Origin of the sequence: Gillisella vitis, assembly GCF_021559775.1 — a bacterium.
Classification (GTDB): Bacteria; Pseudomonadota; Alphaproteobacteria; order Rhizobiales; family Rhizobiaceae; genus Allorhizobium; species Allorhizobium ampelinum.
Genome location: NZ_CP056047.1, coordinates 3,164,912 through 3,183,068 on the forward strand (window position 1 = coordinate 3,164,912; position 18,157 = coordinate 3,183,068).

Consider the following 18,157-nt stretch of genomic DNA (forward strand, 5'->3'; position numbering starts at 1 on the left):
GATATCCTCACATCAATAAACGCGGGCCTTGGGCTCGATCTTCTTGGGATCGATCCCATCAGCCAGAAGCTCGGTGTGTACAGGACGGTAATCCAGCTTCACATCGCCTGCTTCATTGACCCAGGCCAGTGTGTGCTTACGCCAGTTGACGTCGTCGCGACCACCATAAGGGCCGTCAACAAAATCCTCGCGGGCATGCGAACCACGGCTTTCCTTGCGGGCTTCTGCGCCATAAACCGTGGTAATGGCATTGGCCATCAGATTGTGCAGTTCCAGGGTTTCCACCAGATCGGAATTCCACACCAGCGACCGGTCCGTGACCTTGATGTCGGGCATTTCCTTCCAGATTTCCGAGATCCGACGGCAACCACTTTCCAGGGCTTCCTGGGTGCGGAACACCGCAGCATCTTCCTGCATGGCGCGCTGCATCTTGTCACGCAGCACGGCTGTTGGCGTCGAGCCGCTGGAATGGCGGATGGCGTCAAACCGCTCCATGATCTTATCACAGGCAGCGACGTTCAGCGCCGGAATTGGCGAGACCCGGTCGATGACCTCGGCGGCACGGATGGCCGCAGCACGGCCAAACACCACGAGGTCGATCAGTGAGTTGGAGCCAAGACGATTGGCGCCATGCACCGAAGCGCAACCGGCTTCACCGACAGCCATCAGGCCGGGTGCGATCCGCTCGGGGTTTTCAGCATCGGCGTTCAGCACTTCGCCCCAGTAATTGGTCGGAATGCCACCCATATTGTAGTGAACGGTCGGCAGAACCGGGATCGGTTCGCGGGTCACATCGACGCCGGCAAAAATCTTGGCGCTCTCGGAAATGCCCGGCAGGCGCTCATGCAGAACGGCGGGATCGAGATGGTCGAGATGCAGGTAGATATGGTCCTTGTTCTTGCCAACGCCGCGGCCCTCGCGGATTTCCAAAGTCATGCAGCGCGAAACCACGTCACGCGAGGCAAGATCCTTGGCCGATGGGGCATAGCGTTCCATGAAACGCTCACCCTCGGAATTGACCAGATAGCCGCCTTCGCCGCGCGCGCCTTCGGTGATCAGACAGCCAGCACCGTAAATACCGGTCGGGTGGAACTGAACGAATTCCATGTCCTGAAGCGGCAGACCGGCGCGGGCAATCATCCCGCCGCCATCGCCGGTGCAGGTATGGGCCGATGTTGCAGAGAAATAGGCGCGGCCGTAACCGCCGGTCGCCAGCACCACCATCTTGGCGGAGAAGCGATGGATCGTGCCGTCATCGAGGTTCCAGGCCACGACGCCGGTGCAACGGCCATCCTCGGCCATAATCAGGTCGAGGGCGAAATATTCGATGAAGAATTCGGCATTATGCTTCAGGGATTGACCGTAAAGCGTATGCAGAATGGCGTGGCCGGTCCGGTCGGCGGCAGCACAAGTGCGCTGTACCGGCGGGCCTTCGCCGTAATTCTGCATATGGCCACCGAAGGGGCGCTGATAGATCTTGCCTTCTTCGTTACGCGAGAACGGCACGCCGTAATGTTCCAGCTCATAGACCGCCTTTGGCGCTTCCATGGCCAGATATTGCATGGCGTCCACATCGCCCAGCCAGTCCGAGCCCTTGACGGTATCGTAAAGATGCCACTGCCAGCAGTCTGGCGTCATGTTGTTGAGCGAAGCTGCGATGCCGCCTTGGGCTGCAACCGTGTGGGAGCGGGTCGGGAAAACCTTGGTGATACAGGCGGTCTTGAACCCCTGCTCGGCCATGCCGAGCGTGGCGCGCAGGCCAGCGCCACCGGCGCCGACAACGACCACGTCATAAGCGTGATCGACATAGGTATAACTGCGGCCATTGATGGTTGGGCCGGCCTTGGAAGAAGAACTTGTCGCTGCCATGATGAATTATCCTACAAACGCGATCTTGAGGATGGCGAAAAGACAGAGCGCACCCGTGATGACCACGAAAAATGTGTTGAGCATCATCAGCCCCATCTTCATAACTTCGTTATGAATATAGTCGGCGATGATTTCCTGCATGCCGATCTTCATGTGGATCAGGCCGGAAAGCACGACCAGTCCCATGATAACAGCCACGAGAGGGTTCGACAAAGCGGACACGACATCGGCATAGGGTGCGCCGGCATGGGTCAGCATGAAAATGATGAAGAACAGCATGAGCGGCACGTTGGCGATGGCCGTCAGGCGCTGGCGCCAGAAGTGTTCCGTGCCGTCCTTTGCGGAGCCGAGACCGCGAACTTTACCGAGCGGTGTACGCATATCCATGATTAAAATCCCTCAGCGGATGATGAACGCGACGACCCAGACCAGAACGGTCAGGACGACGGATGCAACGGCTGTCGCCTTGGCGAGCTTGGTGTTGAAGTGTTTCTCCAGACCATAGCCCAGGTCCCATGCGAAATGGCGCATGCCACCCAGCATGTGGTGGATCAGCGCCCAGCTGAAGCCGAACAGGATGATCTTGCCGATGAACGTCCCCATGAACCAGGAGACCCAATCGTAATAATCCGCTCCCGTCGAGGCGGCGATCAGCCACCAAGCAACCAGCGCGGTCCCAAAATACAAGGCTCCGCCGGTAATGCGATGCACGATGGACATCAACATTGTCGGAACAAGCTTGTAGATTTGCAGATGCGGCGACAAAGGCCGTTGTTTTGTCACGTTCGCCATCTCGTCCTCACGGCGTTCAAGTGCATTCCACCTTTGGAATGGAAGGGATATAGGGCGCTCCTTGATGGAGTGCAGTGCGTCAAATTGGACCTTTAATCCTCCGATTGATGCAGGACAAGGCGGATTTGAAACTGGCTTTCAATTTAATCGATTGGCAAGTCCCTGATCATGCGCCTCTCCAACCAAAGACGTACGGCGCGACAATAAACAGCAGTTCTTAAGAAAATCGACCAGATAGCTGGAATGACTTGATTTTCCCATGGTTCGAATTAATCTCTTATTAACCACGTTTTGATGGGGACCGGAGAAAAAACCTTGCCTGCCACTGGTAAAATCACCCGTATAAAAGCAGCCGCCCTGGCCCTGGCCTGCGGATGTTTGCTGGCCCAGGCCGCCTATGCGGGCGGCACAAATGATGGTTCCGCTTACCATGGCCAGCAGAGAAGGTCGCATACCGGTTCTGCGGCGGGATCGATCATCGGGATCGGCACCCCCGGTGGCACTTATACTTTCGGTGTTTCTGCCTGGCGCACCGATAGGAGTGGCCAAAACTCCACCCCTCTGGCTCCAAAGGCCAAGATCATCGACATCAAAGCGCAGCTGGAAACCTCGCCCTGCACATATGAAGCAGGTGTTTGCATCATACGCCCCTGACCGATGCGGACCCATCAGCAAAACTTCCAGACGGTGGTTTTCTTCACCTCGCTGTCTTCAAGCATCCGCGTGACCGGGACCTGATAGGTCGCCAAGGCCTGCATCCGATCAGTTGGGCAATAGCTTCGACCTGGATCGCCGACCACGATATCGATCCCCTGCCCGCATAGCGTTGAAAACCAGGGTACCAGGCGGTCGGCAAAGCTCTTGTCGTAGAAAACATCGCCAGCCAGGAGCAGGTCGGCATCCAGTGTCTGGCCGATCAGATCCTTGCCGCAAAAACCAAGTTCCACCCCGTTTTCAGCCGCATTGAGGGCAATTGCCGCCTGTACGAACGGATCGATGTCCACGCACAGCACCGAAACAGCACCAGCCTTGGCGGCGGCGATGGCAACGAGACCGGAACCACTGGCGAAATCCACCACACGCTTGCCCGCCACAAGCTGCGGATTATCAAGGATATGACGCGCCAAGCCCTGGCCACCGGCCCAGGCAAAGGCCCAGAACGGCGGCGGCAGACCGATTTCCGCCAGATCGTCCTCGGTTTTCAGCCAGAGATCATGAACTTCACTGGCCAGATGCAGCCGGATTTCCGGCACATGCGGCGGAGCGATCAGATCGGTATTGTCGAGAATGAAGCGCCGGGGATCGATCTTCACAGGGGAAACGCTCACACCGGCGGGTTTTCAAGCCCGCCCATCCGGCAGATCTCGAAATATTCCTCCTCGGTCACCGGCTGCACCGAAAGCCGCATCGAGGTCACCAGCGCCATCTGTGCGAGGTTCGGATTGGCCTTGACGTCTTTCAGGGTCACCGGCTTTGGCATATCGCGCACAGCGCGAATGTCGACGCAGTCCCAACGGGCATCGCCTTCAGCGGTCGAATCAGGATGGGAGAGCGCGCAAACCTCGGTAATGCCGACCACTTCCAACCCCTCGTTGGAGTGGTAGAACAGTCCCTTGTCGCCAATCTGCATCGCCCGCATATTGTTGCGGGCCAGATAATTGCGCACTCCGGTCCATTCGGTACCCGCCTCGCCCGCATCCTTCTGCATGGCCCAGGACCATTTGAAGGGCTCAGATTTGTAAAGCCAGAAAGCCATGCGCGTCATGCCTCGGGATTGTTGAAGACCCAGTTATAGGGCTTGATCTCGACACTTTCGAACAGGCCAGCCTTGGCATAGGGGTCCTCAGCAGCGATCGCCTTAGCGGCGGCGAGGTCATCGGCCTTGATCAGCAGCATCGAACCGCAGGGCTTGCCATCGGCATCCAGGAAAGGCCCGCCGATTTTCAACACCCCGTCGGCATTCAAGCCGTTCAGCCACTCCACATGCGGCGGGCGGGTCGCCATTCGAAGATCAAGATGGTTGGGCTTATCGGCGCAGATCACGGCAAACAGCATGGCTCGTCTCCTCAAAAATTATTCCGTGGTAATGGGGCGGGTCATCAGCGCATCAACCGCCCGGTCGATATCCAGCACACCATCGATGATGGCGGCAATGGCCTGGGTAATCGGCATGGCGATAGCGTGGTGTTCAGCAAGGCGGGCCGCGACGGCAGCCGCAAAGGCACCCTCGACCAAACCACCGCTGCCAAGCTGGCTTTGCTCGCCCTTGGCAAGGGAAATACCATAGCGCAGGTTGCGGGATTGATGGCTGGTGGCCGTCAACACCAGATCGCCAAGGCCCGACAGGCCGCGCACCGTATCCGCCTTGCCACCCATGGCGACGACCAGCCGCGACATTTCCGCAAGGCCACGCGAGATCAACGCCGCACGGGCTGATTCGCCCAGTCCCCGGCCCTCGACGATGCCGCAGGCTATCGCCAGCACATTCTTCAACGCCCCGCCCAGTTGCACGCCAATCCGGTCGTCGGCGGCATAAAGCCGGAATGTCCGGGTGGACAGCGTGCGGGCGAGTTCCTCGGCCATGTCAAGATTGTCGGCCGCCAGTGCCATCGCCGTCGGCAGGCCACGGGCGATATCCATGGCAAAGCCCGGTCCCGACAGAACCGCGACGGGATGATGTGGCAATTTCTCTTCCAGCAACTCGGTCAGCAGCCGGGAGCTGGCCCGGTCGATGCCCTTGGCACAGGTCACCACCATGGCCTCGGCGGAAAGATAGGGACCATAGGTCAATGCGGCATCGGCCTGCGCCTGCGAGGGCATGGCAAACAACACGATATCGGCATCGGCCAGCACATCCGGCTCGAAGGCGAATTCCAGCCCGAAAGGCAAGGCGACACCCGGCAGAGCCGCATCATGCATGCCTTCGGTCCTGAGATCGGCCATCAAGGAGGGATCACGGCCCAGCAAGGTTACTTTGGACCGTCCTTCCAACGCCATGACAGAAGCAAGCGCGGTGCCGAAGGCTCCTGCGCCGATGACCGCAATGTGATGATGTCCACTCATGCTTTCGCGCCCCTTTTGCCGGAGCCAAGCAAGGTCGCCGCATTGCCATCAAGAGGCCATCGGGCGCGTGGCGAGACCGACAGGTCATCAGCCGGGAAGCCCTGAGCCAGCCGCTCCAGCCCGGCCCAGGCGATCATTGCCGCATTGTCGGTACAAAGATGATGCGGTGGGGCGATGAAGCGAAACCCATGCCGGTCGCAGAGTGTCTGCAAGGCACCACGCAGCGCCTGATTGGCGGCGACACCGCCCGCCACCACCAGAGCTGGCTTGGTCTCAAGGCCCGGATATTCCGTATTGAACCGCTCCAGCCCCCGGCCGATCCGGTCGTCCATGGTGCGGGCGATGGCGCGTTGGAAAGAGGCGCAGATATCGGCGATATCCGCTTGGCTAACCGGCGCTGCCGCCTGCGCCGCCTGCCGCACCGCGGTCTTCAAGCCAGAAAAGGAAAAATCCAGCCGCGCCTCACCCACCAGCGGTCGCGGAAAATTGAAGCGATTTTCATTGCCATGAAGGGCGGCGCGCTCCACCGCCGGACCGCCCGGATAGGGCAGGCCAAGCAGCTTGGCAGTCTTGTCAAACGCCTCACCCAGCGCATCGTCGATGGTAGTGCCCCAGCGCTGGTAATCGCCGACGCCGCGCACCAGAACCAGTTGGGTATGACCACCGGAGACCAGCAGCATCAGATAGGGAAAGGCAACATTGTCCGTCAGCCGCGCCGTCAGCGCATGGCCTTCCAGATGATTGATAGCAAAAAGCGGCTTTCCCGCCGCCCGGGCAATCGCCTTGCCGGTCATCAACCCGACGATCAACCCGCCGATCAGGCCGGGTCCGGCGGTGGCCGCAACGGCATCGATATCGCTCAACCGCATATCGGCCTTGGCCAGGGCCTCTTCCACCAGCGTATCGAGTGCCTCGACATGGGCGCGGGCGGCGATTTCCGGCACGACGCCGCCATAGACGCTGTGTTCGTCCAGCTGGCTCAACACCACATCGGACACGATTTCGCCGCGCCCATCATCATGGCGCAGAACGATAGCGGCTGCGGTTTCATCGCAGCTGGTTTCGATGCCGAGAATCTTCAAAGGACCTGTCATGGAGGCTGAGTTGCGTCGATTTGATTGATTGCGATGAAGAGCAAACATGGTTACGAGAACCTCCGGTAACAATGGATGACTTCGGATGCAAACGAAACCTTTCCGCATCGGCACACGCGGCAGCCCTTTAGCACTGGCCCAGGCCCATGAAACCCGCGAGCGTCTGGCCGAGGCCCACGGCCTTTCGCCTGATATGTTCGAGATCGTTGTCCTGTCGACCACCGGCGACCGTATCACCGACCGGTCTTTGGCGGAAATCGGCGGCAAAGGCCTGTTCACCCTGGAGCTAGAGCAGCAATTGCTGTCCGGCGGGCTGGATTTTGCCGTGCATTCCTCCAAGGACATGCCAACGGCCCTTCCCGATGGATTGGAGATTTCCGCCTATCTGCCACGAGAAGACATGCGCGATGCCTTTATTGGCCGCACAGCACCGAAACTGCTGGAGCTTGCCGAGGGCGCGGTGATCGGCTCGGCCTCGCTCCGGCGTCAAGCGCTGATTCGCAGGCTTCGGCCCGACCTCAAGGTCATTACCTATCGCGGCGCGGTGGAGACCCGGCTACGCAAGCTGGCCGCAGGCGAGGTGGATGCCACGCTGCTGGCCGTGGCCGGCCTGAAGCGGCTGGACAAAGAAACCGTGATTACCCAATATCTCGACCTCGAAAGCTTTCCGCCTGCACCGGCCCAGGGCGCAATCTGCATCGAGGCCAGGGTCGATGACCGGCGCATCCAGGATCTTCTGGCTCCGATCAATCATCGCCCGACTTTTGACGCGGTTTCCTGTGAGCGTGCCTTTCTGGCCGCGCTCGACGGTTCCTGCCGCACGCCGATTGCCGGCTATGCGATATCGGATGGCGAAATGATCCGTCTGACCGGGACGATCCTGACCCCGGACGGCCAGGTCTCTCATTCGGTCGAGGCTGAGGGCCGCTGCGCCGATGGCCTTGCGCTCGGCTGGTCGGCGGGCGAAAAGGTAAGAGACAAGGCCGGACCCGGCTTTTTCGAGGGATGGACCTGACACCATGCGCGTTCTGCTGACCCGGACCGAGACCGCAAGCCGCAAAACGGCAGACCGTCTCCGCGCCCTGGGTCACGAACCCGTGGTTCTGCCGCTGGCCCACGCCATACACCACGTCGATGATACACTTTCTGCCCTTTCCCAACCGCATGCAGCCCTGGCAGTCACCAGCAGCGAGGCGATCAGAAGCCTCGCATCTCATCGCGAGGCGCTTCGGGGCCATTTCGAAACCCCGCTGTTCGCCGTGGGTAAGGCGAGCGCCAGCACCGCACGAGCGCTTGGTTTTCGCAAGGTTCTGAGCGCCCGAGGCGATGGCGCCGCCTTGGCTGAACAGATTGCCGCCGCCCCAATCGCCTGGGCAAATCCCCTGCTTTATCTGGCCGGGCAGCCTCGCAAGCAGAGCCTGGAACACGGGTTGCGCCAGTCCTCCATTCCCTTTCGCGTTGTGGACGCCTATACTATGCAGGGGCTGACTTATCATGAGGACGACATCTGTGCTCGGCTCGAGCAAAAGGCGGTGGACGCTGTGCTGTTGTATTCCGCCGAGACCGCCAGACGGTTTTTTGCCCTGCCTCTTTCCGGTAAAGCCGCCACTCTTTTCGCATCCGCACACATTTTCTGCCTGAGCGCGGACATTGCCGAAAACGTGGCAAAACCGTTCAGGAACAGGGTATCCATTGCCCCTCAGCCTCGTGAGGACGATCTGCTTTCTCTCCTGTAAAACCACAAGGCATGCGGCAAATGCGGGCAAGCCCCTTTCCTTCCAGACGATCCCTGACTAATTTCATTCCACACCCATTGAAAACGAGGTTGCCATGGTTTCCGGAAAACCCCCACGCCGCTCAAAAACGACCGAAGAGCCGGTGACCATCGACCTGACGGCAACGCCCGTTCAAGCGCCTGAAATCGGCAAACCGCTGGTGCCGGGTGACAAACCGGAGGAACAGGCCGTCAGCTCGGATCACACGCAATCGCCCGATCACGAGCAATCGCTGGACAAGGTAGACCAACCCAAGGAAAATCCTGTCGATCCCGTGGCAGAGCCGGAAAGCGCGCCGATCTCGCAGGCCGAGGACCTGAGGCGGGAGGATATCAACGCGGACGGAGCAAAGGTCTGGCCGGGCAAACCTGAGGACGCCCATTTTGGCGGTGAGACCTCGGCCTTTTCACCACCCCCGCCGGACGAGCCGGAACCACCGCTGATGGAAGCATCCGCTGAGGGCGAGGCATCCGCGCCACCCCCACGCGCCTCCTCTCCCACCATGTCAGGTTTCGTGGCCGCAGGCATTGTTGGCGGGCTGATCGCGCTGGTCGGCGCGGGCGCCCTGCAATATGCTGGCGTGATCCCCTCGACCGGTTCAGCAAAGGACGACAGTGCGGTCAGCAAACAGGTCGCAACCCTTGCCGCCGAGGTCGAGAGCCTCAAGGCAGGCAGCGCGAATGGTGCAGTCCCGGCAGATCTTTCCGGTCTCGAAAATCGGTTGTCACAGCTGGAAGCAGGCCAGCAGCAAACCGCCGTGGACCCTGCCGCCGTCAGCGACTTGCAGGCAAAGCTTGCCAGCGCCAACCAGGCAATCGACCAGCTGAAATCGGATCTTGCCGGTCGGGTGGAAAAGCTCACCGAAAACCAGACGGAAGTTTCCGACAAGGTGAGCGCCATTGAAACCAAGATCAACAAGCCGCGTGACGACATCGAAGTCGCCCGCGCCATTGCCGCCTCGGCTTTGAAGACCGCCGCAGACCGGGGCGGGCCGTTCCTGGCCGAGTTGCGCACGCTGGGCAGCATCGCACCGGAAGACACCGCCATTGCCGCTCTGGAGCCCTATGCGACCACGGGCGTCACCTCCCGTATCGAGCTGCAACGGCAATTCGGGCCGGTTGCCGACAAAATCCTCTCGACCATCAATGCGCCTGCGGAAAGCGCCAATATCGGCGAACGTCTCTGGGCCAGCGCCATGTCGGTGGTCAAGGTCCGGCCAGTTGGCAATGTCGAAGGTGACAGCGCCTCGGCCATCGTCGCCCGTATTGAAGACAAGATCCGCAATGGCGACCTGAAGGGTGCGGCAGCCGAATGGGACAGCCTGCCTGAGGCCGGGCGCAACGTCTCTGCCGAGTTCAAGAAGGCGCTCGACGCCCGTATTACCGTTGAAAACCAGGTTTCCGACGCGCTGGCCCGTGCCGTCGCCGGACGGCAAGGATAAGCATCATGATCCGTATCATCGTCTATATCCTGATCGTCCTGGCGCTTGGCTTCGGTTTTTCCTGGCTTGCCGATCGTCCGGGTGAGTTGCAGATCGTCTGGCAGGGCCAGCTGATCGAAATGAGCCTGACAGCGGCGGCCACCATGATCGTTGCCATCGTTGCGGTGGTGATGATCGGCTGGTGGCTGGTGCGCACGCTCTGGACCTCACCGCATTCGATGCGCCGCTATTTCCGCGCCCGCAAGCGTGACAGAGGCTATCAGGCAATCTCGACCGGCCTGATCGCCGCAGGCGCTGGCAATGCCGCACTGGCCCGGCGGATGAGCGCCCGCGCCCGTGGCCTGGTGCGTGCCGATCAGGAACCGCTGATCATGGTGCTGGAGGCCCAAGCCGCCCTGATCGAGGGCAAGCATGACGATGCACGGCGGATCTATGAGCAGATGGTCGCCGATCCCGAAACTCGTGAGCTTGGCCTGCGCGGCCTCTATGTGGAGGCAACGCGGCTGGGTGCCCACGAGGCTGCGCGGCAATATGCCGAACGGGCCGCCGAGGATGCGCCCTATCTGCCCTGGGCCGCCAAGGCTGCTTTGGAATATCGATGCCAGACCAGTGCCTGGAACGAGGCCATTCATCTTCTGGATCAGCAGCGCGTCGCAGGCGTGCTGGCCCGGGCGGAAGCCGACCGGCTGAAAGCCGTGCTGCTGACCGCAAAGGCCATGGACCAGCTGGACGGCGATCCGGCAGCGGCCCGCGACAATGCCATGAATGCGCTGAAACTCGCCAAGGATCTCGTGCCTGCCTCCGTAACCGCCGCCCGCGCCCTGCTGCGGGAGGATAATCTGCGCAAGGCGGGCTCGGTGCTGGAAACCGCCTGGAAGCTTGCTCCCCATCCAGACATCGCCAGCCTCTATGTGCGGGCACGGGGTGGTGACGGCGCGGTTGACCGCTTGAAGCGGGCCGAGCGGCTGGAACAGGTCAAGCCCAACAATGTCTATTCGCTGCTGGTGGTTGCGGAAATGGCGCTTGAGGCGCGGGACTTCACCAAGGCACGCGCCAAGGCTGAAGCGGCAGCCCGGATGCAGGCCAGCGAACGGGTTTTCCTGCTGCTGGCCGATATCGAGGATGCCGAAACCGGCGACCAGGCCCGCATCCGCTACTGGATGGCGCAGGCTCTCAAAGCCCCCCGCGATCCCTCCTGGGTGGCCGATGGCCAGGTCTCGGAAAAATGGCTGCCCTATTCGCCCGTCAGCGGCAGGCTCGACGCCTTCGAATGGAAGATCCCCTACGCCCAGCTCTCTGGACCCGTCGAAGACGGCACAGTGATCAGCGGTGCTGCCGCCTTGGCCGAATTGCCGCCGCTTGGACAGGGCGAGAAACACGCATCCTCCCTTCCGGCACGCAAGATCGACACGCTGCCGGAACAACCTGAGGCCGCAGCAGCCACGCCCAGCCAGCCATCCACATCGCCGAAGCCAGCACCGAAAAACCACGAGCCGGAGCCATTCTTCGGCGGCCCACCGGATGATCCGGGCGTGCGCGATGCCAGCCGTAGTTCGGACGAGAAAACCCGGCTCAACCTGTTTTAAGGACCATTCATGCTGGAGCGCCTCAATACCTTTTTCCAAAGCTTTATCGCTGGCGAACAGGACAATGAATTCGACGGCAACGACACGAGGGTGCTGATTGTCGCCCTGTGTTTCCAGGTGATGGAAGCCGACGGAACCATCAGTGCCGCCGAACGGAAAAGCTTGAAGAAAAGCATCAAGGCTCACTACGATTTGGACCGCAGCAAGATCGACGCCTTGCTGGAGGCCGGTCAGCAGGCGGAAAGCGAAGCGGTGGACTATTACCGCTTCACCTCGGAATTGAAGCGCCGTCTTGATGAAAACCAGCGGCTGGAACTGGTCAGCGTACTCTGGGACATCGTGTATGCCGATGGCATGCGCAACGAGATGGAAGATCATATCCTTTGGCGGGTCGCCGACCTGCTTGGCGTCTCGGACCGGGATCGAATTCTCGCCAGACAAAAGGCGGCGGAGCGGGCCGGACAAAATACGGATGGCCAGGCCGGAGATGAAGCAGTCGCCGGAGATGCGGATGCTTGATGATCCGACACGAATACGGCCTGCGCAGCGTCCTGTCCTAGTCGTCCTGCATCAGGAGCGATCAAGCGCCGGTCGTGTCGGCCAATTGCTGGTGGAAAAAGGCTTCCCCCTCGACATCCGTCGCCCGGCCCTTGGCGATCCCCTACCCGACTCGCTGAGCGGTCACAGCGGTGCCGTCGTGTTCGGCGGGCCGATGAGTGCCAATGATCCTGATCGTTTCGTGCATGACGAAATCGACTGGCTATCCGTGCCGCTCAAGGAGAATCGGCCCTATCTCGGCATTTGTCTCGGTGCGCAAATGCTGGCCCGGCATCTGGGCGCCAAGGTCAGGGGTCATGACCGGGAACTGGTCGAGATCGGCTGGTATCCGATCCAGCCGACCACCCATGGCCGCTTGCTGATGAAATGGCCGAAAATGGTCTATCATTTTCACCGCGAAGGTTTCGACCTGCCGCATGGCGCAACGTTGCTGGCCACCGGCGACGTCTATCCCAACCAGGCAATCCGCTACGGCGAAAAGGCCTTCGGCATCCAATTTCATGCAGAACTGACCCGAGCGATGATGCAGCGCTGGGTGGTGCATGGCGCGTCGCGCTTTTCCATGCCCAATGCCCAGGCTGGCCGCGACCATCTGGAAGGACGCATGCTGTTCGATGCCCCGCTCAAGGCCTGGCTGTCGGATTTTCTTGATCTGGTCTTTGCTGAGGAAGCTCAGTCCGCCAATCAGCGTCAAAAGACTGATAAAGAACCAGCCTGATCGTAATCAGGTCTTGTCCGGGGCTTCCAGCGTGTCGATGGTGCGCAGTTTCGGAAAGGTCAGCGCCCAGATGATCGAGACGGCCAGCGTTCCGACGCCGCCGACAACCACCGCTCCGACCGGTCCAATCAGATGGGCCATGGTACCGGCCCGAAACTCGCCCAGTTCGTTGGATGCGCCGATGAACACCGAATTGACGGCATTGACCCGGCCACGCACCTGATCCGGCGTCCAGAGCGCCAGCAGCGTTTCGCGCACATAGACCGAAATCATGTCGCCCGCACCAAGCACGGCAAGGGCTATGGCTGAAATCCACCAGACTTTGGAAACACCGAAAACAATCGTTGCGATGCCGAAAATCGCCACCCCGACGAACATCAGCAGTCCAGCCTTGTGGCGAATAGGAAAGGTCGCGAGGAAAGTTGCCATCAAGATCCCACCGATACCGGGAGCAGAGCGCAAAATTCCAAGCCCGAGAGGTCCCATGGTCAGGATGTCAGATGCATAGATCGGCATCAGCGCCAGCGCACCGCCCAACAGGACTGCGAAAAGATCCAGTGAAATTGCCCCCAAAACCACTTTCTCATGGCGGATGAACTTAAATCCAGCCAGCAGATACGTCAGGGTCTTTGGCTCATTGGATGTTTTTTTCGCAGACTTTGGCACCAATATAATAAACACCAGACCTGCTGCCATGAACGCAAGTGACACGCCATAAGCAACATTCGCCCCAAACCCATAAAGCAAACCGCCTGCGACCGGCCCCAGGATGGACGCTATCTGCCAGGAGGATGCATTCCAGGCAAAGGAATTGGCGAGGTCCTTTTCAGGCACCATATTGGCCGCCAGGGATTGCACTGCGGGGCCCATAAAAGCCCGCTCAATGCCAAAAATCGTCATGATGATCAAAACAGGAAGGGGCGCAAAAGCGCTGTTGATCGTCATAACCAACAACAGGGCGACACAGGCCGCGCTCACACCCAAACAAATTGCGACGATCATCCGTCGATTGAAATGGTCCGCGACCGTCCCCGTCACAAGCACCAGCAACAGCGCTGGAAGAAACTGCACCAGCCCGATCAGCCCGAGATAGAGCGCATTGCCAGTGACCTCATACATCTGCCAACCCACCGCCACGCTGACGATCTGCATGGCAAAAGCGGCCAGGAAGCGTGCGAAGAAGAATTTCGTATAGGCGGAATGGCGAAAGGCGGCGAAACGATCTTCGGACTGGGAAATGGACATCAGCTATTTTCCTGGCCGGATGGGTCCGGCATTCTCTGCGCAACTTGCGTTAAACATGAATGGCGATAGCTGGCAAGGCGACACTTGCCCGTTTCGGCCTCAATGTCTACATGTCTGTCAACTGACAAATGGAGACAGACATGCTTGCCCTGTTGCAGACGATTGATCTCGCCCTCAATCTTTATACCTGGATCCTGATCGCCAGCGCGATCTTCTCGTGGCTCTATGCCTTTAACGTGATCAATTCCAGCAACCGCTTCGTCAACCAGATCGGCCTGTTTCTGTTCAACGTCACGGAACCGGCGCTACGCCCCATCCGCCGTATCATGCCCAATCTTGGCGGCATCGACATTTCGCCGATCATCCTGCTGCTGATCATCTTCTTCATCCGCTCGCTGATGTGGAACACGATTGCCCCCATGCTGCTGTGAGCCATTGCTATCGGCGTTTCGATGATCACATCCGCCTTGCCGTCCGGCTGACGCCGAATGGCGGGCGCGACGGGATTGATGGTGTCGACGTCAATGCGAATGGCGAAGCCCACCTGAAAGTGCGGGTCAGCGACGTGCCGGAAAAGGGCCGTGCCAACAAGGCATTGATCGCCCTTCTGGCCAAGCGCCTCGGCATCGCTAAATCCGCCGTCAGCCTGATATCAGGAGATACCGCCAGACAAAAAATCCTCCGGATCGATGGCGACCCGGAGGATTTGATTGGTAGGCTGGAAACGATCACTGCCGCATGAGGCAAATCACGCTTCTTTCTTGGCGCGCTCAATCGATTCGACAATCAGCTTCTTGGCAACATTGACATCGCCCCAATCGCCGATCTTCACCCATTTGCCGGGCTCCAGATCCTTGTAATGCTCGAAGAAATGCTTGATTTGAGCCAGTGTGATTTCCGGCAGATCGGTATAATTCTGCACCTTGTCATAACGACGGGTCAGCTTGGGAACCGGCACGGCCAGGATCTTTTCGTCCATGCCGCCATCATCTTCCATCATCATCACGCCGATTGGGCGGACATTGATGACGCAGCCGGGCACCAGCGGACGGGTATTGCAGATCAACACGTCCAGCGGGTCGCCATCCAGGCACAGCGTATGCGGCACGAAACCGTAATTGCCGGGATAATGCATCGGCGTATAGAGAAAGCGGTCGACGATCAGCGTACCGGCTTCCTTGTCCATCTCATACTTGATCGGCTGGCCACCGACCGGCACCTCAACGATGACGTTGATATCTTCCGGCGGATTCTTGCCGATCGCAATCGCATCAATACGCATGTCTAACCCCATGGGATGGTTGAAATCCCGGGTGTCGTAAAGGGTTTCTTAAACCAAAGCAACCATTTGCGACAGGCGGCCCCAATAAAGGACGCAATCAAGGTAAACATTGCGGGCCTGCCACCAGAGCCGATCAGGCCCAGACAAAGCCTAGCTTTTTCAAACTGACAGCGTCGAAATCCTCCATGCCCTCCACACTGTCCGTGCCGCCATTCGAGCGGAAGAAATTGACGGCGCCCGCACAGTCCTCCAGGCACCAGACCACCAGTCCCCTGCAACCAAGCGATTTGAGCAGGCGGCGGCATTCGGTAAACAGCGTGAAACCCAGGCCAACGCCCTGGTATGCCGGCCGCATATAGATCTCGTAGATCTCGCCATCATAAGGAAGGCCCCTGGCCCGGTTGAGGCCGAGCGTCGCATATCCGGCAATCACCCCGCCGATATCGACCACCAGCACTGTCGCCGGTCCATTGGTGGCCTTGCGCCACCATGTCTCGCCACGGCGTTCCATCATCCGGATCAAAGCTTGATGCGGGATAAGACCGCTATAGGTGGACTGCCAGGCTTCCCGATGCGCCTCGGAAAGCGCTCTCCCATCATCCGGCGCAGCCGGACGTACATCAATCGATAACGTCTTCATAACGTCACTCTCATCCGACTGGGGTGATGACAATCAGTGCGGGATCATTCCCGCCAGCAAGTCCGCCCCCTCCCCGTACTTGCCTCATAGCCACAGCGGAGATTAACGCTTTCTTAAACAATCAGGCAAGAGTGGTCCTTGTAAAATTCCGAGGATCAGAATCGTCTTAAAGGCCTATGCACAAAAAAACCCCGGCCAACAGGCCGGGGTTGATGATCTCTCAGAAATGAAAGAGCAGAAGTGGCAATTAAGCCTGGGCGACGCGGGCCTTGCCGAAGCGCTTGCGGTCGTTGGCGTCCAGGTAGAACTTGCGCAGACGGATCGACTTCGGCGTCACTTCCATCAGCTCATCGTCCTGGATCCAGGAGAGCGCGCGGTCCAGCGTCATGCGGATCGGCGGGGTCAGCTTGACGGCTTCGTCCTTGCCGGCAGAGCGGATGTTGGTCAGCTGCTTGCCCTTGAGAACGTTGACTTCCAGATCGTTGTCGCGCGAGTGAATGCCGACGATCATGCCTGCATAAACCTTTTCGCCTGGCTCGATAATCATCGGGCCGCGATCTTCCAGGTTGAACATGGCGTAGGCCACGGCTTCACCGGACTGGTTGGACAACAGAACGCCGTTGTTACGGCCAGAGATTTCGCCCTTGAACGGCTGGTAGTTATGGAACAGGCGGTTCATGATCGCCGTACCACGGGTATCCGTCAGCAGTTCCGACTGGTAGCCGATCAGGCCACGGGTGGGCGCATAGAACACCAGACGAACGCGATTGCCGCCGGAAGGCCGCAGCTCGGTCATTTCAGCCTTGCGCTCGGACATTTTCTGCACGACGACGCCGGAATGCTCTTCATCAACGTCGATAACGACTTCTTCGATCGGCTCCATCAGGGTGCCGTTCTCGTCCTTGTGCATCACGACGCGCGGACGCGACACGGCCAGCTCGAAGCCTTCGCGGCGCATGGTTTCGATCAGAACGGCCAGCTGCAATTCGCCGCGGCCAGACACGAAGAACGAATCCTTGCCTTCCGATTCTTCAATCTTCAGGGCAACGTTGCCTTCGGCTTCCTTGAACAGGCGGTCACGGATAACGCGGCTCGTGACCTTGTCGCCTTCGGTGCCAGCCAGCGGGCTGTCATTGACCAGGAAAGACATGGTGACGGTCGGCGGATCGATTGGCTGGGCTTCCAGCGCTTCGGTCACGGACGGATCGCAGAATGTATCGGCAACCGTACCCTTGGACAGACCGGCAATCGCCACGATGTCGCCAGCATGGGCTTCATCAATCGCGGTGCGCTCGATGCCGCGGAACGCGAGAATCTTGGAAATACGGCCGGTTTCGATGACCTTGCCGTCCTGGCTCAGAACCTTGACCGACTGGTTCGGCTTGATCGAGCCGGAATGGATACGGCCGGTGATGACGCGGCCAAGGAAGGGGTTGGCTTCCAGCAGCGTGCCGATCATGCGGAACGCGCCGTCTTCGTCACCAACGCTTGGCTCAGGAACATGCTGCAAAACGAGGTCCAGCAACGGGGCAAGGCCCTGATCCTTCGGGCCTTCAGGGGCGATATTCATCCAGCCATCACGACCGGAACCGTAGAGGATTGGGAAGTCGAGCTGCTCATCGGTGGCGTCGAGGCTGGCGAACAGGTCGAAGACTTCGTTGATAACTTCTTCATGGCGGCCATCGGGACGGTCGATCTTGTTGATCGCAACGATTGGGCGAAGACCAACCTTGAGTGCCTTGCCGACCACGAATTTGGTCTGCGGCATCGGGCCTTCCGAGGAGTCGACGAGAACGATAGCACCGTCCACCATCGACAGGATACGCTCGACTTCGCCGCCGAAGTCGGCGTGGCCGGGGGTATCGACGATGTTGACGCGAACGCCCTTCCATTCAACCGAGGTTGCCTTGGCGAGAATGGTGATGCCGCGCTCTTTTTCCAGATCGTTGCTGTCCATGACGCGCTCTGCAACGCGCTGGTTTTCGCGGAACGAACCGGACTGTTTCAGAAGTTCGTCAACGAGGGTAGTTTTCCCATGGTCAACGTGCGCGATGATCGCGATATTGCGAATCTTCATGATTAGGATCTCTGATG

General features: G+C 59.6%; 21 protein-coding genes. 8 read left to right on the top strand and 13 right to left on the bottom strand.

Features of this window, described 5'->3' with window-relative positions; genetic code table 11:
- Window positions 1-12 precede the first annotated feature (12 nt).
- From sdhA to tsaD, 9 genes are all read right to left on the bottom strand, one after another.
- Complete coding sequence (sdhA, locus tag AVCG78_RS14645; protein WP_015917402.1) at window positions 13-1,869, bottom strand: succinate dehydrogenase flavoprotein subunit; 1,857 nt, start codon at window positions 1,867-1,869, stop codon at window positions 13-15.
- Between the two features lie 6 nt (window positions 1,870-1,875).
- The gene (gene sdhD / locus AVCG78_RS14650) at window positions 1,876-2,256 is read right to left on the bottom strand and encodes a succinate dehydrogenase, hydrophobic membrane anchor protein (protein WP_015917403.1); all 381 of its coding nucleotides are present in this window, start codon (window positions 2,254-2,256) and stop codon (window positions 1,876-1,878) included.
- A 12-nt stretch (window positions 2,257-2,268) separates the two neighbouring features.
- Window positions 2,269-2,661, bottom strand: coding sequence for a succinate dehydrogenase, cytochrome b556 subunit (gene sdhC / locus AVCG78_RS14655; RefSeq protein ID WP_015917404.1), 393 nt, complete (start codon window positions 2,659-2,661; stop codon window positions 2,269-2,271).
- A gap of 138 nt (window positions 2,662-2,799) precedes the next feature.
- Window positions 2,800-3,210: a hypothetical protein gene (locus AVCG78_RS14660; protein ID WP_139191490.1), complete on the bottom strand. Its 411-nt coding sequence runs from the start codon at window positions 3,208-3,210 to the stop codon at window positions 2,800-2,802.
- Window positions 3,211-3,329: 119 nt separating this feature from the next.
- Window positions 3,330-3,974, bottom strand: a complete 645-nt coding sequence (locus AVCG78_RS14665) for a class I SAM-dependent methyltransferase (protein ID WP_071205396.1) — start codon at window positions 3,972-3,974, stop codon at window positions 3,330-3,332.
- 11 nt (window positions 3,975-3,985) lie between these two features.
- On the bottom strand, window positions 3,986-4,417 hold the full coding sequence (locus AVCG78_RS14670; protein ID WP_071205395.1) for an EVE domain-containing protein: 432 nt from the start codon (window positions 4,415-4,417) through the stop codon (window positions 3,986-3,988).
- Between the two features lie 5 nt (window positions 4,418-4,422).
- Complete coding sequence (locus AVCG78_RS14675; RefSeq protein WP_015917408.1) at window positions 4,423-4,716, bottom strand: YciI-like protein; 294 nt, start codon at window positions 4,714-4,716, stop codon at window positions 4,423-4,425.
- Window positions 4,717-4,734: 18 nt separating this feature from the next.
- Window positions 4,735-5,724, bottom strand: a complete 990-nt coding sequence (locus AVCG78_RS14680) for an NAD(P)H-dependent glycerol-3-phosphate dehydrogenase (RefSeq protein ID WP_071202979.1) — start codon at window positions 5,722-5,724, stop codon at window positions 4,735-4,737.
- Entirely contained in the window at window positions 5,721-6,818 is a 1,098-nt protein-coding gene (tsaD, locus tag AVCG78_RS14685; RefSeq protein ID WP_156601691.1) for a tRNA (adenosine(37)-N6)-threonylcarbamoyltransferase complex transferase subunit TsaD, read from the bottom strand. Before tsaD ends, AVCG78_RS14680 begins: the two co-directional genes overlap by 4 nt.
- A gap of 85 nt (window positions 6,819-6,903) precedes the next feature.
- Between tsaD and hemC the strand changes: the two genes are divergently transcribed.
- From hemC to AVCG78_RS14715, 6 genes are all read left to right on the top strand, one after another.
- Window positions 6,904-7,833 carry a hydroxymethylbilane synthase gene (gene hemC / locus AVCG78_RS14690; RefSeq protein WP_071202980.1) on the top strand — a complete coding sequence of 310 codons (930 nt, stop codon included), beginning with the start codon at window positions 6,904-6,906 and terminating at the stop codon, window positions 7,831-7,833.
- Window positions 7,834-7,837: 4 nt separating this feature from the next.
- Window positions 7,838-8,554, top strand: a complete 717-nt coding sequence (locus tag AVCG78_RS14695) for a uroporphyrinogen-III synthase (protein ID WP_071202981.1) — start codon at window positions 7,838-7,840, stop codon at window positions 8,552-8,554.
- 94 nt (window positions 8,555-8,648) lie between these two features.
- Window positions 8,649-10,034 carry a COG4223 family protein gene (locus tag AVCG78_RS14700; protein WP_071202983.1) on the top strand — a complete coding sequence of 462 codons (1,386 nt, stop codon included), beginning with the start codon at window positions 8,649-8,651 and terminating at the stop codon, window positions 10,032-10,034.
- Between the two features lie 5 nt (window positions 10,035-10,039).
- Window positions 10,040-11,620: a heme biosynthesis protein HemY gene (locus AVCG78_RS14705; protein ID WP_071202985.1), complete on the top strand. Its 1,581-nt coding sequence runs from the start codon at window positions 10,040-10,042 to the stop codon at window positions 11,618-11,620.
- Between the two features lie 9 nt (window positions 11,621-11,629).
- The gene (locus AVCG78_RS14710) at window positions 11,630-12,139 is read left to right on the top strand and encodes a tellurite resistance TerB family protein (protein ID WP_071202986.1); all 510 of its coding nucleotides are present in this window, start codon (window positions 11,630-11,632) and stop codon (window positions 12,137-12,139) included.
- Window positions 12,132-12,896, top strand: coding sequence for a glutamine amidotransferase (locus AVCG78_RS14715; RefSeq protein ID WP_071202987.1), 765 nt, complete (start codon window positions 12,132-12,134; stop codon window positions 12,894-12,896). Before AVCG78_RS14710 ends, AVCG78_RS14715 begins: the two co-directional genes overlap by 8 nt.
- Before the next feature lie 6 nt (window positions 12,897-12,902).
- Here AVCG78_RS14715 and AVCG78_RS14720 read toward each other — a convergent pair whose 3' ends face one another.
- Entirely contained in the window at window positions 12,903-14,141 is a 1,239-nt protein-coding gene (locus AVCG78_RS14720; protein WP_071205362.1) for an MFS transporter, read from the bottom strand.
- Window positions 14,142-14,281: 140 nt separating this feature from the next.
- Between AVCG78_RS14720 and AVCG78_RS14725 the strand changes: the two genes are divergently transcribed.
- Together AVCG78_RS14725 and AVCG78_RS14730 are read left to right on the top strand one after the other, a co-directional pair.
- Complete coding sequence (locus tag AVCG78_RS14725; RefSeq protein WP_015917418.1) at window positions 14,282-14,572, top strand: YggT family protein; 291 nt, start codon at window positions 14,282-14,284, stop codon at window positions 14,570-14,572.
- Entirely contained in the window at window positions 14,569-14,883 is a 315-nt protein-coding gene (locus tag AVCG78_RS14730) for a DUF167 domain-containing protein (RefSeq protein ID WP_071202990.1), read from the top strand. Before AVCG78_RS14725 ends, AVCG78_RS14730 begins: the two co-directional genes overlap by 4 nt.
- A 6-nt stretch (window positions 14,884-14,889) precedes the next feature.
- Here AVCG78_RS14730 and ppa read toward each other — a convergent pair whose 3' ends face one another.
- The 3 genes from ppa to typA all read right to left on the bottom strand — a co-directional run bounded on the left by ppa (window position 14,890) and on the right by typA (window position 18,140).
- A complete protein-coding gene (ppa, locus tag AVCG78_RS14735) occupies window positions 14,890-15,423 on the bottom strand; it encodes an inorganic diphosphatase (RefSeq protein ID WP_015917420.1) in 534 nt (177 codons plus the stop codon).
- Between the two features lie 133 nt (window positions 15,424-15,556).
- Complete coding sequence (locus tag AVCG78_RS14740; protein WP_015917421.1) at window positions 15,557-16,063, bottom strand: GNAT family N-acetyltransferase; 507 nt, start codon at window positions 16,061-16,063, stop codon at window positions 15,557-15,559.
- A gap of 247 nt (window positions 16,064-16,310) precedes the next feature.
- Complete coding sequence (gene typA, locus AVCG78_RS14745; protein WP_114386874.1) at window positions 16,311-18,140, bottom strand: translational GTPase TypA; 1,830 nt, start codon at window positions 18,138-18,140, stop codon at window positions 16,311-16,313.
- Window positions 18,141-18,157: the final 17 nt, after the last annotated feature.

Excerpts from the sequence above, each read along its gene's own strand:
- AVCG78_RS14710 (WP_071202986.1), top strand. The coding sequence starts at position 11,630 with ATGCTGGAGCGCCTCAATACCTTTTTCCAAAGCTTTATCGCTGGCGAA.
- hemC (WP_071202980.1), top strand. The coding sequence starts at position 6,904 with ATGCAAACGAAACCTTTCCGCATCGGCACACGCGGCAGCCCTTTAGCA.
- sdhA (WP_015917402.1), bottom strand. The coding sequence starts at position 1,869 with ATGGCAGCGACAAGTTCTTCTTCCAAGGCCGGCCCAACCATCAATGGC.
- AVCG78_RS14675 (WP_015917408.1), bottom strand. The coding sequence starts at position 4,716 with ATGCTGTTTGCCGTGATCTGCGCCGATAAGCCCAACCATCTTGATCTT.
- ppa (WP_015917420.1), bottom strand. The coding sequence starts at position 15,423 with ATGCGTATTGATGCGATTGCGATCGGCAAGAATCCGCCGGAAGATATC.
- AVCG78_RS14695 (WP_071202981.1), top strand. The coding sequence starts at position 7,838 with ATGCGCGTTCTGCTGACCCGGACCGAGACCGCAAGCCGCAAAACGGCA.
- AVCG78_RS14705 (WP_071202985.1), top strand. The coding sequence starts at position 10,040 with ATGATCCGTATCATCGTCTATATCCTGATCGTCCTGGCGCTTGGCTTC.
- AVCG78_RS14725 (WP_015917418.1), top strand. The coding sequence starts at position 14,282 with ATGCTTGCCCTGTTGCAGACGATTGATCTCGCCCTCAATCTTTATACC.
- AVCG78_RS14715 (WP_071202987.1), top strand. The coding sequence starts at position 12,132 with ATGCTTGATGATCCGACACGAATACGGCCTGCGCAGCGTCCTGTCCTA.
- AVCG78_RS14700 (WP_071202983.1), top strand. The coding sequence starts at position 8,649 with ATGGTTTCCGGAAAACCCCCACGCCGCTCAAAAACGACCGAAGAGCCG.
- AVCG78_RS14720 (WP_071205362.1), bottom strand. The coding sequence starts at position 14,141 with ATGTCCATTTCCCAGTCCGAAGATCGTTTCGCCGCCTTTCGCCATTCC.
- sdhD (WP_015917403.1), bottom strand. The coding sequence starts at position 2,256 with ATGGATATGCGTACACCGCTCGGTAAAGTTCGCGGTCTCGGCTCCGCA.
- AVCG78_RS14670 (WP_071205395.1), bottom strand. The coding sequence starts at position 4,417 with ATGGCTTTCTGGCTTTACAAATCTGAGCCCTTCAAATGGTCCTGGGCC.
- sdhC (WP_015917404.1), bottom strand. The coding sequence starts at position 2,661 with ATGGCGAACGTGACAAAACAACGGCCTTTGTCGCCGCATCTGCAAATC.
- AVCG78_RS14740 (WP_015917421.1), bottom strand. The coding sequence starts at position 16,063 with ATGAAGACGTTATCGATTGATGTACGTCCGGCTGCGCCGGATGATGGG.
- typA (WP_114386874.1), bottom strand. The coding sequence starts at position 18,140 with ATGAAGATTCGCAATATCGCGATCATCGCGCACGTTGACCATGGGAAA.
- AVCG78_RS14680 (WP_071202979.1), bottom strand. The coding sequence starts at position 5,724 with ATGAGTGGACATCATCACATTGCGGTCATCGGCGCAGGAGCCTTCGGC.
- tsaD (WP_156601691.1), bottom strand. The coding sequence starts at position 6,818 with ATGACAGGTCCTTTGAAGATTCTCGGCATCGAAACCAGCTGCGATGAA.